The following is a 16119-nucleotide window of genomic DNA, read 5'->3' as shown; positions in this document are numbered from 1 at the left end:
CCGTCACCCCAAAGACCGTGAAATCGGGCGTGGCGACCCTGGCGAAGAGCTACGGCGATGGCGCAGAATGCCCGTGCCGCAGGTCACAGGGGTTTCGAGAGGCGAGACAGGGGTCCCGCGGCTGAGCGCGACCGATAAACTGTTCTCGGACGATGCCGGGCGCAGCCCCCGGCCCGTCCACCAATGATCAGCCAGCAGCCGCTGCAACCACAGGGAGCGTTGTGTCCCGTCGCCTGTTCACCTCGGAGTCCGTGACCGAGGGCCACCCCGACAAGATCGCTGACCAGATCAGCGACACCATTCTCGACGCGCTTCTGCGCGAGGACCCGACGTCCCGGGTCGCCGTGGAGACGCTCATCACGACCGGCCAGGTGCATGTGGCCGGAGAGGTCACGACCAAGGCGTACGCGCCGATCGCCCAGCTGGTCCGCGACAAGATCCTGGAGATCGGCTACGACTCGTCGAAGAAGGGCTTCGACGGGGCGTCCTGCGGCGTGTCGGTGTCGATCGGTTCCCAGTCCCCGGACATCGCGCAGGGTGTCGACACGGCGTACGAGTCCCGTGTCGAGGGTGACGAGGACGAGCTGGACCGCCAGGGCGCGGGTGACCAGGGCCTGATGTTCGGGTACGCGACGGACGAGACCCCGAACCTGATGCCGCTCCCGATCCACCTCGCGCACCGGCTCGCGCGCCGGCTGTCCGACGTCCGCAAGAACGGGACCATCCCGTACCTGCGCCCCGACGGCAAGACCCAGGTCACCATCGAGTACGACGGCGACAAGGCGGTCCGTCTTGACACCGTCGTCGTCTCCTCGCAGCACGCCTCGGACATCGACCTGGACTCGCTGCTCGCTCCCGACATCCGCGAGTTCGTGGTGGAGCCGGAGCTGAGGGCTCTCCTCGACGACGGCATCAAGCTGGAGACCGAGGGCTACCGCCTGCTGGTGAACCCGACCGGCCGCTTCGAGATCGGCGGTCCGATGGGCGACGCCGGACTCACCGGCCGCAAGATCATCATCGACACGTACGGTGGCATGGCCCGCCACGGCGGCGGCGCCTTCTCCGGCAAGGACCCGTCCAAGGTCGACCGCTCCGCCGCGTACGCGATGCGCTGGGTCGCGAAGAACGTCGTGGCCGCGGGCCTCGCCTCGCGCTGCGAGGTCCAGGTCGCCTACGCCATCGGCAAGGCCGAGCCGGTCGGTCTGTTCGTCGAGACCTTCGGCACCGCCAAGGTCGACGCCGAGAAGATCGAGACCGCCATCACGGACGTCTTCGACCTCCGCCCGGCGGCCATCATCCGCGACCTCGATCTGCTCCGGCCGATCTACGCGCAGACCGCCGCGTACGGCCACTTCGGCCGCGAGCTGCCCGACTTCACGTGGGAGCGCACGGACCGCGTGGACGCGCTGCGCAAGGCCGCGGGCCTGTAGTCGGCGAACGCTTCGTCAGAGCCGTGAGGCCCGGTACCCAGAGGGGTGCCGGGCCTCACGGCTGCGCGGGAAAAAGAGTGGTCCCGACGGGCCGGGATTCGTACGCTGGTGATCTCCCGGTGCGATGGCCGCGGTTACTTCGGTGGAGTACGCCCATGGCGTGCGGTGAATCCGGATCAACGTTCCGCTGCCGCCTGGATCTCGGGAGAACCGACAGGGAGAAACGACGTCGTCCCGCCCGGTGCGATGGCCGCGGATACTTCTGGGGCGGATGGCCCCTCGCAGGTTCGAATCCTGCTGCCGGTCCCCGACCGGTATGGCCGAGCGGTCCATGGCAAAGGCGCCCTGAGGGCGTTCACGATCCGCTGCCGCCCTGATCTCGGGCGGGCGGCGCTGTCGGTGCGGTCTGGTAGGAATACTGCTGTGAGCAGCGCGAACGGGCACCCGGCAGACGGCGCGGACGGCGCGGACGGCGCGCCGCCCGAGCAGCTTGCGCTGATCCGGGAGGCCGTGCGCCGGGCCAAGGCGCCGAAGGCGAAGCCGCGGACCTGGCGGGGAGCCGCGCTCGCGAAGGAACTGCCGGTCGCGCGGGTGCTCGTCGACAAAGGCGTGCTGCACCTCGACCGCTACTTCGACTACGCCGTGCCCGAGGACCTGGACGAGGCCGCCCAGCCGGGCGTGCGGGTGCGGGTGCGGTTCGGCGCCGGCGGACGCAACGTACGGGAGGGCCGGCGCGAGGGCGGCGGTCTGATCGACGGATACCTCGTCGAGCGGGTCGCCGAGTCCGACTACTCGGGACCGCTGGCCGCCCTCGCCCAGGTGGTCTCGCCCGAGCCCGTCCTCGGGCCCGAACTGCTGGGACTCGCGCGCGCCGTCGCCGACCGGTACGCGGGATCGCTCGCCGACGTGCTGCAACTGGCCGTCCCGCCCCGGCACGCCCGCGCCGAGGCACGGGAGTCGCCGGTGCCCCCGCCGCCGCCCACCGCACCCGACCCCGGGACCTGGCTGCGGTACGGGAGGGGGGCGGACTTCCTCGCCTCGCTCGCTTCCGGCGGTGCCCCGCGCGCCGTGTGGACCGCGCTGCCCGGTCCCGAGTGGGCCGAGGAGATCGCCCGCGCGGTGCAGGCGACGCTCGCCTCCGGGCGCGGCGCGCTCGTCGTCGTACCGGCGGGGCGGCCCGCCGCCCGCGTGGACACCGCCCTCAAGGCCCTGATGGGGGAGGGGCAGCACGCCCTGCTGACCGCCGACGCCGGGCAGGAGCGGCGCTACCGTGACTGGCTCGCCGTACGACGGGGGTCCGTACGGGCCGTGGTCGGTACCAGGGCGGCCATGTTCGCGCCCGTACGGAATCTGGGACTTGTCGCCGTCTGGGACGACGGCGACGACGGACACAGCGACGACAACGCTCCCTTCCCGCATGTCCGGGAAGTGCTGGAGCTACGCGCCTCGCGCGACAAGTGCGGCTTCCTGCTGGGGAGTTGGACGTGCACGGTGGAGGCGGCGCAACTGGTCGAGAGCGGCTGGGCGCTGCCGCTGGCCGCCGACCGGGAACAGGTGCGCGCGGCCGCGCCACTGGTGCGGACCGTCGGGGACGGCGATCTCGCGCGCGACGAGGCCGCTCGGGCAGCCCGGCTGCCCACGCTCGCCTGGCAGATCGTCAGGGAGGGGCTGCGGCAGGGGCCGGTGCTGGTCCAGGTTCCCCGGCGGGGATATGTGCCCCGGATGGCGTGTGCCCAGTGCCGGGCGCCCGCGCGGTGCCGGCACTGCGCGGGGCCGCTGGAGGCGCAGGACGCCCAGGCGCTGCGCTGTGCGTGGTGCGGGCGGGACGAGACTGCCTGGCACTGCCAGGAGTGCGGCGGGTTCCGGCTGCGGGCGCAGGTCGTCGGCGCCCGTCGGACCGCCGAGGAACTGGGCCGGGCGTTCCCGGCCGTGCCGGTGCGCACGTCCGGGCGGGAACAGGTGCTGGACACGGTGTCAGCGGCGCCCGCCCTGGTGGTGAGCACCCCGGGGGCCGAACCCGTCGCCGAGGGCGGGTACGCGGCGGCCCTGCTGCTCGACGGCTGGGCGATGCTCGGACGGCCCGATCTGCGGGCCGGCGAGGACGCGTTGCGCCGGTGGACAGGGGCCGCCGCGCTGGTCCGTCCACAGGGAGCGGGCGGCACGGTCGTGGTCGTGGCCGAACCGACCCTGCGGCCCGTGCAGGCGCTCGTACGGTGGGATCCCGTCGGGCACGCCGTGCGTGAGCTCGCCGAGCGGGCCGAACTGGGATTTCCGCCCGTCTCCCGGATGGCGGCGGTGTCCGGGGCTCCGGAGGCGCTCGCCGGGTTCCTCGCCGCCGCCGAACTGCCGCGCGACGCCCAGGTGTTGGGGCCGGTACCGCTGCCGGCCGGGGAGGCCGGGCGGCCCCGGCGGCCCGGTGGGCCGCCCCCCGGACCGCCGGGGGAGAGGGTGCTCATCCGGGTACCCCCCGGGAGTGGCGCCGCGCTGGCGGCCGCTCTGAAGAGTGCGCAGGCGGCGCGTATGGCCCGCGGTGGCAGCGAGCCCGTACGGATCCGGATCGATCCGCCTGACATCGGGTGATACCCGAGATCGGGTGAGGCCCGGCGAGGCCCGGTGGGATCCGGTGAGGTCGCGTGATCGGGCGTCGCGGAGCGCGTGAGGTGCGGGTGCCGGCGCGCGGGCCGTGGGCGAGAGCGGTGGACACGGACTCGGGCCCTGGGCGTGAACGGTCGGCTGGGAGCTGGGAGCTGGGAGCTGGGAGCGGGGCGGTGCCGAGAGGCCGGGGTGTGGACGGGGCGGGGTGTGGACGTAGGCCTGCCCCCCGGGGGTCCTGGCGCCGGGAGGCAGTTGTCGTCTCGGGGGTCGGTCAGCCGTTGCGTGGGCCCGGGAAGGCCGAGGGCCTGACCTCGTCGCGAAGGGTGGGGCTCCCCGCCGTCGGCTGGGTCGGCATGGAGCGGGTGGCGGGAACGGTCGGCACCGAGGGAAGCGCCGTGTTGACGGCGACCGTGCGCGTCTCGGCCGGCTCCGTGGCGCGCTCCGCCTCGGCGGCGGCCTGGGCGGCGGCGCGGCGCGCGCCGTAACGCCGGTGCACCGCCTGCTTGGTGACCCCGAGGGCCGAGCCCACCGCGTCCCACGAGAAGCCGAGTGAGCGGTCGAAGTCCACGGCGGCCGTGACCAGGGTCTCGACGCTGTCCCGCAGCTCCTGGGCGAGACGGACGGTCGGGGCGGGGGCGCGTCCGTAGACGACGAAGCCCGTGGAGGGGCCGGAGCGGCGCGGGCGGTAGACGTTGCCCAACTGGGCGGTGAGCGTGCGCAGTGCGTCCACCTGCCGGCGGACCCGCTCGATGTCCCGCACCAGCAAGTGCAGGCTGGCCCGAGCCTGGGCGTCGTGGGTTGCGTGGTCGGCCATGAACAAGCCTCTCGAACCGGCGTTGAAAAGGATCGGGCCGCGCAGGTGCCGCCCGCTGTGGTCAACTCTTTCTTGACCAACGCGTGGACGGGTGAGTGGTCACGCTGCGGGGGCGCAAGGGCATATGCACGGGGCGCGTCCCAATCTGTACGCCCCCTGTTGTGTGGTGGACGCGCCCCACCCGCCGGTGAGCGGGCCGCACCGCCCGCGCCGACGCGCGGGCGAGACCGCCCACGCCGACGCGCGGAGCTCACCGCCCGCGCCGGCCCGGGGACATGGCCCCTGAAGAACCCCCGAGCCCTTGGGCCCCGCGCGGCATAGACTGGTGCGCTGCCCCGTGCTCCGCCTGAACCGGCACGCGCGCGGGGGATGGAAGAGCTCCCGCCCGAGAGGCCAACCGCCACCCATGAAGCTCGTCTTCGCAGGTACCCCCGAGGTCGCCGTTCCCGCCCTGGACGCCCTGATCGCCTCCGGGCGGCACGAGGTGGCCGCCGTCGTGACCCGGCCGGACGCGCCGGCCGGACGGGGGCGACGGCTCGTCGCGAGTCCGGTCGCCGTGCGGGCGGAAGAGGCCGGGATCGAGGTGCTCAAGCCCGTGAAGCCCCGGGACGAGGAGTTCCTGGCCCGGCTGCGGGAGATCGGCCCGGACTGCTGTCCCGTCGTCGCCTACGGGGCTCTGCTGCCCCGGGTCGCCCTCGACATCCCCGCCCAGGGCTGGGTCAACCTGCACTTCTCGCTGCTGCCGGCCTGGCGCGGCGCCGCCCCCGTCCAGCACGCGATCATGGCCGGCGACGAGATCACCGGCGCCACCACCTTCCTGATCGAGGAGGGCCTCGACTCGGGACCGGTGTACGGGACCGTCACCGAGGAGATCCGTCCCACCGACACCAGCGGGGACCTGCTGACGCGGCTCGCCTTCGCGGGCTCCGGACTGCTCGCCGCGACGATGGACGGGATCGAGGACGGCACGCTCAAGGCCGTACCGCAGCCCGCGGACGGCATCAGCACGGCGTCGAAGATCACCGTCGAGAGCGCCCACGTCGACTGGACCGCCCCGGCGCTGCGCGTCGACCGCGTGGTGCGCGGCTGCACTCCCGCCCCCGGCTCCTGGACCGTCTTCCGGGACGAGCGGCTCAAGCTCATCCACGTCGCGACGGTGCCCGACCGTACGGACCTCGCCCCGGGCGAGCTGTCCGTCGCCAAGAACAACGTGTACGTGGGCACCGGTTCCTACGCCGTCGAGCTGCTCTGGGTGCAGGCCCAGGGCAAGAAGCCGATGCGCGCGGCGGACTGGGCCCGCGGGGTGCGGATTCCCTCCGGGGAGCGCCTCGGCGTCTGACGTCTGGCATCGGCCGTCTGGCGTCGGTCGGCGTCTGACGTCGGCCCTGCGGCGTACGCTGATAAGCGCATCTTTTTCCTGGATCCGGAGCACCTTTTTCGTGAGTGAGCAGCCCCGTCGGCCGCAGAAGCCCGGCAAGCCCTACCGCCGCCCCCAGAAGGACCCGGTCCGCATGCTCGCCTTCGAGGCGCTGCGGGCCGTGGACGAGCGGGACGCGTACGCGAACCTCGTCCTGCCGCCGCTGCTGCGCAAGGCGCGGGAGAAGGGCGACTTCGACACACGGGACGCCGCGCTCGCGACCGAGCTGGTGTACGGCACGCTGCGCCGCCAGGGGACGTACGACGCCGTCATCTCGGCCTGTGTCGACCGGCCGCTGCGGGAGGTCGACCCGCCGGTCCTCGATGTGCTCAGCCTCGGTGTCCACCAGCTGCTCGGCACCCGCATCCCGACGCACGCCGCCGTCTCCGCCTCCGTCGAGCTGGCCCGGGTGGTGCTCGGCGACGGGCGGGCCAAGTTCGTGAACGCGGTGCTGCGCAAGGTCGCCCGGCAGGATCTCGACGCCTGGCTGGAACAGGTCGCACCGCCCTACGACGAGGACGCCGAGGACCATCTCGCCATCGTGCACTCGCACCCGCGCTGGGTCGTCTCCGCGCTGTGGGACGCGCTGGGCGGTGGCCGGGCCGGCATCGAGGACCTGCTGGAGGCCGACAACGAACGGCCCGAGGTGACCCTCGTCGCCCGGCCGGGACGCTCCACCGCCGAAGAACTCCTCGACGCTCTCGACGAGGACTCGGCGCTGCCCGGGCGCTGGTCGCCGTACGCCGTGCGGCTCACCGAGGGCGGCGAGCCGGGCGCCATCGACGCCGTACGCGAGGGCCGTGCGGGCGTCCAGGACGAGGGCAGCCAGCTCGTCGCTGTCGCCCTGGCGAACGCGCCGCTCGACGGGCCCGACCGGGCCTGGCTGGACGGCTGCGCCGGACCCGGCGGCAAAGCCGCGATGCTGGCGGGCCTCGCCGCCCAGCGGGGCGCGACCCTGCTCGCCTCCGAGAAGCAGCCGCACCGGGCGGGGCTCGTCGCCAAGGCGCTCGCCGGGAACCCCGGCCCCTACCAGGTCATCGCGGCCGACGGCACCCGCCCGCCGTGGCGGCCCGGCACCTTCGACCGGGTGCTCATGGACGTGCCCTGCACGGGCCTGGGCGCGCTGCGCCGCCGTCCCGAGGCCCGCTGGCGGCGTCGCCCCGAGGACCTCGACGGCTTCGCGACGCTCCAGCGCGGGCTGTTGCGCACGGCGCTCGAATCGGTGCGGGTCGGCGGTGTCGTCGGGTACGCGACCTGCTCGCCGCACCTCGCCGAGACCCGCGCTGTCGTCGACGACGTCCTCAAGCACTTCGAGGACGGCTCCGCCGAACTGCTCGACGCCCGTCCGCTGCTGCCCGGCGTGCCCGCCCTGGGGGACGGCCCCGACGTACAGCTGTGGCCGCATCTGCACGGGACGGACGCGATGTACCTGGCCCTGATCCGCAGGACCGGCTGACCCCGCGGCGCGGCCGGCCCATCCGGCCGAGCCGCGCCGCCCAGCTCTGCTGAGCCGCGCGCCCCGGCGTCGTTCAGCCCGCGACGGGCGGCGCTGCTCCGCCCACGCTGCGTGGGCCTGCTCCGGCCTGCTTCGTCAGCCGGGCGGCGAAGCCGGGTTCGAGGACTCCCCGGATCCTCCGGGCTCCCCGGAATCGTCCGGCTCGGCCGTGTCCGGGGGCGGGCCGCCGCCGTCCTCGCGGGCGAGCCGGTTCGGCCACCACACCTTCGGGCCCACGTCGAGGAAGAGCGCGGTGACCAGTACCGAGCGCACCACGAAGGTGTCCAGGAGCACGCCGAGGGCCACCGCGAAGCCGATCTCCGCGAAGCCCACGATGGGCAGGGTGCCGAGCGCCGCGAAGGTGCCCGCGAGGACGAGACCGGCCGAGGTGATCACCGCCCCGGTGGTGGCGAGCCCCGTCACCACACCCGCGCGGGTGCCCTTGTGGCTCGCTTCCTCGCGGATACGGGTGGTCAGGAAGATGTTGTAGTCGATGCCGAGCGCCACCAGGAAGACGAAGACGAACAGCGGGAAGGCCACGTCCTCGCCCGCGTAGTCGAAGATGTGCCGGAAGGCCAGTGCGCTCACGCCGAGCGCGGTGGCCAGCGACAGCACCACGGTCCCGATCAGCAGGAGCGGAGCGACCAGGGCGCGCAGCAGGACGCTCAGGACCAGCAGGACCACCAGCAGGACGAGCGGGATGACCAGGTAGTTGTCGTGCGTCTGGGCCTTCTCCATGTCCAGCAGGGCCGCCGTGCCGCCGCCCACCTTCGCGTCGGCGCCGGGTACGGCGTGCACCGCGTCGCGCACGCGCTCCACCGTGGCCTTGGCCGCCGCGCTGTCCGCGGGGGCGCGGGTGGTCGCCTCGAACAGCACCCGGCCGCCGTGCTCGGGCGCGGTGCCCGGCGGCACACCGATGCTCGTCGGGACCACGTCCGGGTCCGCCGCCACGGCATGGCCGACCTCCCTGGCCTGGGCCGCGTTGGAGACGATGACCAGGGGATCCCCGTCGCCCGCGGGGAAGTAGCGCGCCGACACCTGCTGGCCGACGATCGAGTCCGGTTTCCCGGTGAAGGTGTCGGCGTTGGAGATGCCCGCGGCCCGCAGCTGGATCAGGCCCAGGGACAGCACCGCGAGCGCCAGTGCCGTGGCCACCCAGGTGGTCCGGGGGCGGCGGGCGATCCGGCGGCCCATGCGCGCCCAGACACCGCTCTTGGTCGGATCGGCCGAGCCGACGTGCGGGACGGAGGGCCAGAAGATCCAGCGTCCGAAGACCAGCAGCAGGGCGGGGAAGAGCGTGAGCATGGTCAGCAGGGCGACGCCCACGCCGATCGCCGCGACGGGGCCGAGGCCCCGCGTCGAGTTCATCTCGGCGACCAGCAGCACCAGCATGCTCAGCACGACCGTCGCGCCCGAGGCGAGGATCGCCGGACCCGCCCGGTTCATGGCGAGTGCCATCGCCTCGTGGCGGTCCTCGTGGCGGCGCAGCTCCTCGCGGTAGCGGGCGACCAGCAGCAGCGCGTAGTCGGTCCCCGCGCCGAACACGAGCACGGTGAGAATGCCCGCGCTCTGACCGTTCACCGTCAGACCGGCGTGTTTGGCCAGCAGATAGATCAGCGCCTGGGCCGTGAACAGGGCGACGACCACGCCGAGCAGCGGGACGAACAGCAGGGTCGGGCTGCGGAAGGTGATCAGCAGCATCACGATGACGACGGCCATCGCGGCGTAGAGCAGGGTCGAGTCGATGCCCTTGAAGGCGTTGGAGGAGTCCGCGGCGGTACCGCCGGGCCCGGTGACGTGCACGGAGAGCCCGTCGGCGCCCTTGCCCACCTGGTGCCGGATGGAGTCGACCGCGGGGCCGATCCGCTGCCAGCCGGTCGCGTTCATGGTGATGGGGATGTAGATCTGGGCCGCGCGCGGATCCGTCGGCCGGTCGAAGACCGGTCCCCGGGTCTCCGCGCCGCGGATGCCGTGCTCCCGCAGCGCCCTCACCTGCTGGACGTCCTCGGCGATCTGCCGCCGGTCCTGCGGCGTCAGGCCGTCCGGGCGCGCGTAGACGACGACCGCGGGAATCTGCTCGGGCCGGAACTCGTTCGAGATGTCGAGGACTTGGGTGGACTCGGCAGAGCCAGGCAGCCAGGACTGGGCGTCGTTGTCCTGGGCGTCACTGAGCTTGGCTCCGAGCGGTGCCACGAAGACGAGCACCAGCAGCCACAGGGCCAGGACCAGCCACTTGGACCGGCGTCCGCACACGACCCCGATGGCCGCGCGCTTCCAGGTGTCGAGCCGCTTCATGCCCACCCCAGGGGTCGGACGGAGCGCCGCTGGGCCGCCCAGGACGGCATGGCGGACGGTCGTACGGCATGCGCGGAACAACCCAGGTCCGGACCGAGGCGGGCAACCGGCCCGGGGCATGGCAGTCTTGGGGCATGGCCGTGCAGATCAACCCCAGCATCCTGTCCGCCGACTTCGCCCGCCTTGCCGAGGAGACAAGGGCGGTGGAAGGCGCGGACTGGCTCCATGTCGACGTCATGGACAACCATTTCGTACCGAACCTCACGCTCGGGGTGCCGGTCGTAGAGTCTTTGGCCCGTGCGACGGACATTCCGCTGGACTGCCATCTGATGATCGAGGACGCCGATCGGTGGGCGCCCCAGTACGTGGAAGCCGGGGCCGGTTCGGTCACCTTCCACGTGGAGGCGGCCGCGGCGCCCGTCCGGCTCGCCCGCGAGATCCGGGCCATGGGCGCCCGTGCCTCGATGGCGCTCAAGCCCGCGACCCCCATCGAGCCGTACGAGGATCTGCTGCCCGAGCTCGACATGCTGCTGATCATGACGGTCGAGCCCGGATTCGGGGGCCAGGCCTTTCTCGACATCATGCTCCCCAAGATCCGCCGCACGCGCCAGTTGATCAGCAAGCACGGCCTGGAACTGTGGCTCCAGGTCGACGGCGGTGTCTCGGCGTCGACGATCGAGCGGTGCGCGGAGGCGGGCGCCGACGTGTTCGTCGCCGGTTCGGCGGTGTACGGGGCCGCGGATCCGGCCCAGGCGGTACGTGCACTGCGCACCCAGGCACAGGAGGCGACGGCCCATGCGCCGTGGGCGTGCGACCACTGAACCAAGGGAACGTGAACGCCGCCCATCAGGGCGGATCAAGTGCGCCGGATCTGCAAGGATGAACGGCGAATCCAGAGTGTGAACAGAAGTGAGGAGATCGCCGTGTCGGGTATGTCGGCGGGCCGGTCAGCCATGCGGATGGGACCCGCTGAGCTGGTCCAGGCGGCGGCCATGGCCCGCCGCTTCTACCTCGAGGGCAAATCCAAGATCCAGATCGCCGAGGAGTTCGGCGTCAGCCGCTTCAAGGTGGCCCGGGTCCTGGAGACCGCTCTCGAACGGGATCTCGTGAGGATCGAGATCCGCGTCCCCGCCGAGCTGGACGCGGAGCGCTCGGACGCGCTGCGTGCCCGCTACGGCCTGCGGCATGCCGTGGTCGTCGAGTCGCCGGCCGAGGCCGAGGAGTCGCCCGACCCGGAGAACCTCGGTGAGGTGGCCGCCGACCTGCTCGGCGAGCTCGTCAACGAGGGCGATGTGCTCGGCCTCGCCTGGGGCCGCTCCACGATCCACATGGCGGCGGCCCTCGACCGGCTCCCGCCGTGCACCGTGGTGCAGCTGACGGGCGTGTACGACGCCGGGACCGCCGAGCGCGGCTCCGTCGAGGCGGTCCGGCGTGCCGCGCAGGTGTCGGGCGGCGACGCCCACCCCATCTACGCGCCGATGCTGCTGCCCGACGCCGCCACCGCGGCGGCGCTGCGCAACCAGACGGGCATCGCCCGCGCCTTCGAGTACTTCGACAAGGTCACGGTCGCCTGCGTCTCCATCGGCTCGTGGGAGCCGGGCATCTCCACGGTGCACGACATGCTCAGCGACGAGGAGCGCGCCCACTACGCGTCCCTCGGTGTCGCCGCCGAGATGTCCGCGCACCTCTTCGACGCCGAGGGTCGGCGGGTCGGGCGTGACCTGGGCGAGCGCTGCATCACGGTCGAGGCCGACCGGCTGCGCCGTATCCCCGAGGTCGTCGCCATAGCGGGCGGCCAGCGCAAGGCCGCCGCCATCGACGCGGTCCTGCGGTCCGGGCTCGTCACCAGTCTGGTGACGGACACCTCGGCCGCGGACGCGCTGATGACGGCGGGACCGCCGCCGCGCCCGGCCCTGAACCGGGCCGACCCGGACGGGCCCTGAGGGCACCATCCAGCGCGCGCCGCGAGGGGACGGCCGTGGCAGCATCGACGTCATGCTGCTGCGGCCGTCCCCTCGCGCGTTCGCGGGCCGCCTGCTCGCGGGACTGCTGGTCTGTCTGACGGTCCTGCTGGCGGGCTGCTCGTCGACGGGCACCGCCGCCTCGGGCGACTCCGCGGCCAGTGCCGCGAGCCGTGCCACGGCGGCCCCTGCCTGGGCCGGTGGCCTGCCGGCCGTCCCCGCGGCGGCGCTCCCCGCCGAAGCGCGGGCCACCCTCGTCCTCATCGATCAGGGCGGCCCCTTCCCGTACGCCAAGGACGGCGCCGTCTTCGGCAACTTCGAGCGGGAACTGCCGGGGCAGGCCAGGGGGTATTACCACGAGTACACGGTGCGGACCCCGGGTGAGCGCGACCGCGGGGCCCGGCGCATCGTCACCGGGCAGCGGGGGGAGATCTTCTACACCGACGATCACTACAACTCGTTCAAGGCGGTGCTGAGATGACGCACGGTCCGCTCGCGCAGGTCTGCCGTTCGGCCGGGTGGCAGGTCACCGAGCTCGACCTCACCGGGGTCCTCGACAAGGCCGCCTTCATGGCGCGCTGTGTCCGCTCCCTCGACCTGCCGGAGTGGTTCGGGCGGAACTGGGACGCGCTCGCCGACGTCCTGGGCGACCCCGACTGGGGACCGGCCAGTCCGGGCCGGCTGCTCGTGGTGACCGGCTGGCGCCCGTACGCGAGGGCGCGGCCCGACGAGTGGGAGACCGCCCAGGAGGTCCTGGAGTCGGCCGCCGGCCACTACCAGCAGTTCGACGCCGCGCTGTCGGTCGTCCTCAGCCTTGGAGGATCCGACCAATTGCCCCCTGACCAGCCTGGATGATCTGTCCGGCGACCGCACGGGGGCTGTCATGGGACAATGAAGTACGTGCTCTTCCCCCTGGCTGACCTGTCCGGGGGCCACCTCTGATCGACTGGGATGTGCAGCACGTGCGTTTCCTCAACGACATCCAGCCCCCGTACGACCTGACGTACGACGACGTCTTCATGGTGCCCAGCCGCTCCGCGGTCGGCTCGCGTCAGGGCGTGGACCTCAGCTCTCCCGACGGCACGGGCACCACCATCCCGCTCGTCGTCGCCAACATGACGGCTATCGCGGGCCGCCGGATGGCCGAGACCGTCGCCCGCCGCGGGGGCCTTGTCGTCATTCCGCAGGACATCCCGATCGACGTCATCACCGAGGTCGTCTCCTGGGTCAAGGGACGCCATCTGGTGCTCGACACCCCGATCGTCCTCGCACCCCACCAGACCGTCGCCGACGCGCTGGCGCTGCTGCCCAAGCGCGCGCACAACGCGGGCGTCGTCGTGGACGAGGACGGCCGTCCGGTCGGTGTGGTCACCGACACCGACCTGACCGGCGTGGACCGCTTCACCCAGCTGTCCGAGGTCATGTCCAGGGACCTGCTGCTCCTCGACGCGGACATCGAGCCCCGCGAGGCGTTCAACCGGCTCGACGGCGCCAACCGCCGCTACGCCCCCGCCGTGGACGCGGACGGCAAGCTGGCCGGCATCCTCACCCGCAAGGGCGCCCTGCGCGCCACCCTGTACACGCCGGCCACCGACGCGGGCGGCAGGCTGCGCATCGCCGCCGCCGTCGGCATCAACGGCGATGTGGCGGGCAAGGCCAAGCAGCTCCTGGACGCGGGCGTCGACACGCTCGTCATCGACACGGCGCACGGTCACCAGGAGTCGATGATCAGCGCCGTCAGGACGGTGCGCGCGCTCGACCCGCGGGTGCCGATCGTCGCGGGCAACATCGTCGCCGCCGAGGGCGTCAAGGACCTCATCGACGCGGGCGCCGACATCATCAAGGTCGGCGTCGGCCCCGGCGCCATGTGCACCACCCGCATGATGACCGGCGTCGGCCGGCCGCAGTTCTCCGCGGTCCTGGAGTGCGCGGCCGAGGCCAAGAAGTACGGCAAGCACGTGTGGGCCGACGGCGGTGTCCGCCACCCCCGCGACGTCGCGATGGCGCTGGCCGCCGGCGCGTCCAACGTCATGATCGGCTCCTGGTTCGCCGGCACGTACGAGTCCCCGGGCGACCTCCAGCAGGACGCCGACGGACGCCTGTACAAGGAGTCGTTCGGCATGGCGTCCGCGCGGGCCGTCAAGAACCGCACCAGCGAGGAGTCCGCGTACGACCGGGCCCGCAAGGCGCTGTTCGAGGAGGGCATCTCCACCTCGCGGATGTTCCTCGACCCGTCCCGTCCGGGCGTCGAGGACCTGATCGACTCGGTCATCGCGGGCGTCCGCTCCTCCTGCACCTACGCGGGCGCCAACTCCCTGGAGGAGTTCGCCCAGAACGCGATCGTCGGCATCCAGAGCGCGGCCGGCTACGCCGAGGGCAAGCCCCTGCACGCCAGCTGGAGCTGACCCGCCCCCCACCCCAGCTCTCCTCGTACGGCCCCTGTCCGCCTCCGGCGCTTCGCAGGGGCCGTACGCGTGTACTTGCCCGGGAGCAGGGGCCGTGTGCATGCCCCCTCACCGGAACATGGTTGAGTGCACCCCAGACGCAAACAGGTCCGGATCTCGCAGAAAAGTGAACCACCCGCAGTGCTGAACGATCTCGACGAACGCATCGTGCACGCCCTCGCCGAGGACGCCCGTCGCTCCTACGCGGACATCGGGCAACTGGTCGGCCTGTCCGCGCCCGCCGTGAAACGGCGGGTCGACCGGCTGCGGGCCACCGGGGCCATCACCGGGTTCACCGTACGGGTGGACCCGGCGGCGCTCGGCTGGGAGACCGAGGGCTTCGTCGAGATCTACTGCCGGCGGAACACCTCGCCGGAGACCATCCAGCGCGGCCTGGAGCGCTACCAGGAAGTCGTGGCCGCCTCCACCGTCACGGGGGAGGCGGACGCGGTGGTACAGGTCTTCGCCTCGGACATGCGGCACTTCGAGCGGGTGCTCGAACGGATCGCGGGGGAGCCGTTCGTGGAACGGACGAAGTCCGTTCTGGTGCTTTCGCCGCTGCTGCGGAGGTTTTCCTCGGGGTCGCCCACGTAGTCGGCGCCCCCATCAAGGCTGGTGCGCCCGAGGGGGTGGGGGGCCTGCCTCCGCGCGGCTGCGGGACTGTCGTGGCTGGGCGCGCAGTTCCTCGCGCCCCTTACGGGCGCTCCCGCGCCCGGCCTTGCCGAGGGGCCCGGTCCCCTTAGCGGACCGCTACTCCGCTGTCTTCCTCGCCAGGGCGTTGTTCCCGATGGAGTTGTGGACGCTGAAGCTCACCGCGTCCGAGCGGTAGCGGTCGTCGGACCATTCCACCGGGCGGCCTTCGCGGGTGGTGGTGACGCGGCGGACGCGCAGCAGGGGGCTGGTGCGGCGGACTCCGAGGAGGTCGGCGTCCTGGGCGCCCGCCGCGACGGCGTCGATGACGTGCTCGCCGTACGCGAAGACCAGACCGGTGTCCTCGAAGAGCCGCTGGGTGACGGAGGAGCACTCTGGCTCGATCGCCGCCACCGCGGGGGAGATCCAGTCCGCGTACACCGTGCGCTCCAGCAACACCGGCTCGCCGTCCAGGCCGCGCACCCGCAGTACGTGCAACACCGGTGTCCTCTCCCGGAGTTGGAGACGGACGGCGTCCTCCGCCGTCGCCGGGCGGTACTCCTGCGCCACCACGTGTCCCGTCGCCCCGCGCCCCATCGCGCGCGCCCACTGGGCGAAACTGCGCAGTTCGGCGAAGCTCTGGCTGCGGCGGCCCGCGAGGACCACCCGGCGGGCGCCCTGGCGTGACCCGATGAGCCCCTCGGCGGTCAGGGCCGCGACGGCCTGGCGGACCGTGCCGCGCGAGACGCCGTAGTGGGCCGCGAGGTCGGTCTCCGCCGGCAGCAGACTGCCCACGGTGTACTCCTCGCGGTCGATCGCCCGCCGCAGCTCCTCGGCGATCTCCTCGTGTCGCGCCGCCATTCTTCCCCTCTGATTCGACCACTGTGTACAGCCTGATCAGCCTAATCGACATCGGACCGTGATCCGCGTCGGCCGGGATTGTGCAGGGAATAGGGGGTCACGGTTTCACCAAAGTTTACGAACAAGACACCATCGGCGGGCCTACTGGGGCCAACTTGTTCAGACAAGTTCTCCGTG

Annotated in this window: 13 protein-coding genes; 10 read left to right on the top strand and 3 right to left on the bottom strand. The window is 72.6% G+C overall.

The genetic code is table 11. The annotated features are described in order from the left end of the window. Positions 1-221: 221 nt before the first annotated feature. A complete protein-coding gene (gene metK / locus ACZ6KY_RS16440) occupies positions 222-1430 on the top strand; it encodes a methionine adenosyltransferase (RefSeq protein ID WP_469310977.1) in 1209 nt (402 codons plus the stop codon). A 423-nt stretch (positions 1431-1853) separates the two neighbouring features. Beyond that, on the top strand, positions 1854-4010 hold the full coding sequence (locus ACZ6KY_RS16435; RefSeq protein WP_469310976.1) for a primosomal protein N': 2157 nt from the start codon (positions 1854-1856) through the stop codon (positions 4008-4010). Positions 4011-4296: 286 nt separating this feature from the next. On the opposite strand, the gene ACZ6KY_RS16430 is transcribed toward ACZ6KY_RS16435, so the two are convergent. Continuing rightward, positions 4297-4839, bottom strand: a complete 543-nt coding sequence (locus tag ACZ6KY_RS16430) for a hypothetical protein (RefSeq protein ID WP_469310975.1) — start codon at positions 4837-4839, stop codon at positions 4297-4299. 406 nt (positions 4840-5245) lie between these two features. On the opposite strand from ACZ6KY_RS16430, the gene fmt reads away from it, so the two are divergent. Continuing rightward, positions 5246-6178, top strand: a complete 933-nt coding sequence (gene fmt, locus ACZ6KY_RS16425; protein ID WP_469310974.1) for a methionyl-tRNA formyltransferase — start codon at positions 5246-5248, stop codon at positions 6176-6178. Positions 6179-6278: 100 nt separating this feature from the next. Beyond that, positions 6279-7712 (top strand): RsmB/NOP family class I SAM-dependent RNA methyltransferase, encoded by a 1434-nt coding sequence (locus ACZ6KY_RS16420; protein ID WP_469310973.1) that lies wholly within the window; start codon positions 6279-6281, stop codon positions 7710-7712. 135 nt (positions 7713-7847) lie between these two features. Here the strand turns inward: ACZ6KY_RS16420 and ACZ6KY_RS16415 are convergent, their stop codons facing one another. Next, positions 7848-10046 (bottom strand): MMPL family transporter, encoded by a 2199-nt coding sequence (locus ACZ6KY_RS16415; protein ID WP_469310972.1) that lies wholly within the window; start codon positions 10044-10046, stop codon positions 7848-7850. Between the two features lie 134 nt (positions 10047-10180). On the opposite strand from ACZ6KY_RS16415, the gene rpe reads away from it, so the two are divergent. From rpe to ACZ6KY_RS16385, 6 genes are all read left to right on the top strand, one after another. Next, positions 10181-10867, top strand: a complete 687-nt coding sequence (rpe, locus tag ACZ6KY_RS16410; protein WP_469311089.1) for a ribulose-phosphate 3-epimerase — start codon at positions 10181-10183, stop codon at positions 10865-10867. A 78-nt stretch (positions 10868-10945) separates the two neighbouring features. After that, the gene (locus ACZ6KY_RS16405) at positions 10946-11989 is read left to right on the top strand and encodes a sugar-binding transcriptional regulator (RefSeq protein ID WP_261702744.1); all 1044 of its coding nucleotides are present in this window, start codon (positions 10946-10948) and stop codon (positions 11987-11989) included. A gap of 52 nt (positions 11990-12041) precedes the next feature. Further along, positions 12042-12488 (top strand): guanyl-specific ribonuclease, encoded by a 447-nt coding sequence (locus tag ACZ6KY_RS16400; RefSeq protein WP_469310971.1) that lies wholly within the window; start codon positions 12042-12044, stop codon positions 12486-12488. After that, entirely contained in the window at positions 12485-12862 is a 378-nt protein-coding gene (locus tag ACZ6KY_RS16395) for a barstar family protein (RefSeq protein WP_469310970.1), read from the top strand. The genes ACZ6KY_RS16400 and ACZ6KY_RS16395 overlap by 4 nt, the downstream gene beginning before the upstream one ends. Positions 12863-12969: 107 nt before the next feature. Beyond that, a complete protein-coding gene (locus ACZ6KY_RS16390; RefSeq protein ID WP_469311088.1) occupies positions 12970-14412 on the top strand; it encodes a GuaB1 family IMP dehydrogenase-related protein in 1443 nt (480 codons plus the stop codon). 180 nt (positions 14413-14592) lie between these two features. After that, positions 14593-15045, top strand: coding sequence for an Lrp/AsnC family transcriptional regulator (locus ACZ6KY_RS16385; protein WP_015661832.1), 453 nt, complete (start codon positions 14593-14595; stop codon positions 15043-15045). 156 nt (positions 15046-15201) lie between these two features. Here the strand turns inward: ACZ6KY_RS16385 and ACZ6KY_RS16380 are convergent, their stop codons facing one another. Continuing rightward, positions 15202-15942: a GntR family transcriptional regulator gene (locus tag ACZ6KY_RS16380; RefSeq protein WP_469310969.1), complete on the bottom strand. Its 741-nt coding sequence runs from the start codon at positions 15940-15942 to the stop codon at positions 15202-15204. Positions 15943-16119 lie beyond the last annotated feature (177 nt).

Source organism: Streptomyces sp. NPDC042002, assembly GCF_055588305.1.
This window is presented reverse-complemented; position numbering and strand designations above follow the sequence as displayed.

Coding starts and splice junctions, on each gene's coding strand:
- ACZ6KY_RS16400 (WP_469310971.1), top strand. CDS start 12,042: ATGCTGCTGCGGCCGTCCCCTCGCGCGTTCGCGGGCCGCCTGCTCGCG.
- ACZ6KY_RS16395 (WP_469310970.1), top strand. CDS start 12,485: ATGACGCACGGTCCGCTCGCGCAGGTCTGCCGTTCGGCCGGGTGGCAG.
- rpe (WP_469311089.1), top strand. CDS start 10,181: ATGGCCGTGCAGATCAACCCCAGCATCCTGTCCGCCGACTTCGCCCGC.
- ACZ6KY_RS16430 (WP_469310975.1), bottom strand. CDS start 4,839: ATGGCCGACCACGCAACCCACGACGCCCAGGCTCGGGCCAGCCTGCAC.
- ACZ6KY_RS16380 (WP_469310969.1), bottom strand. CDS start 15,942: ATGGCGGCGCGACACGAGGAGATCGCCGAGGAGCTGCGGCGGGCGATC.
- fmt (WP_469310974.1), top strand. CDS start 5,246: ATGAAGCTCGTCTTCGCAGGTACCCCCGAGGTCGCCGTTCCCGCCCTG.
- ACZ6KY_RS16415 (WP_469310972.1), bottom strand. CDS start 10,046: ATGAAGCGGCTCGACACCTGGAAGCGCGCGGCCATCGGGGTCGTGTGC.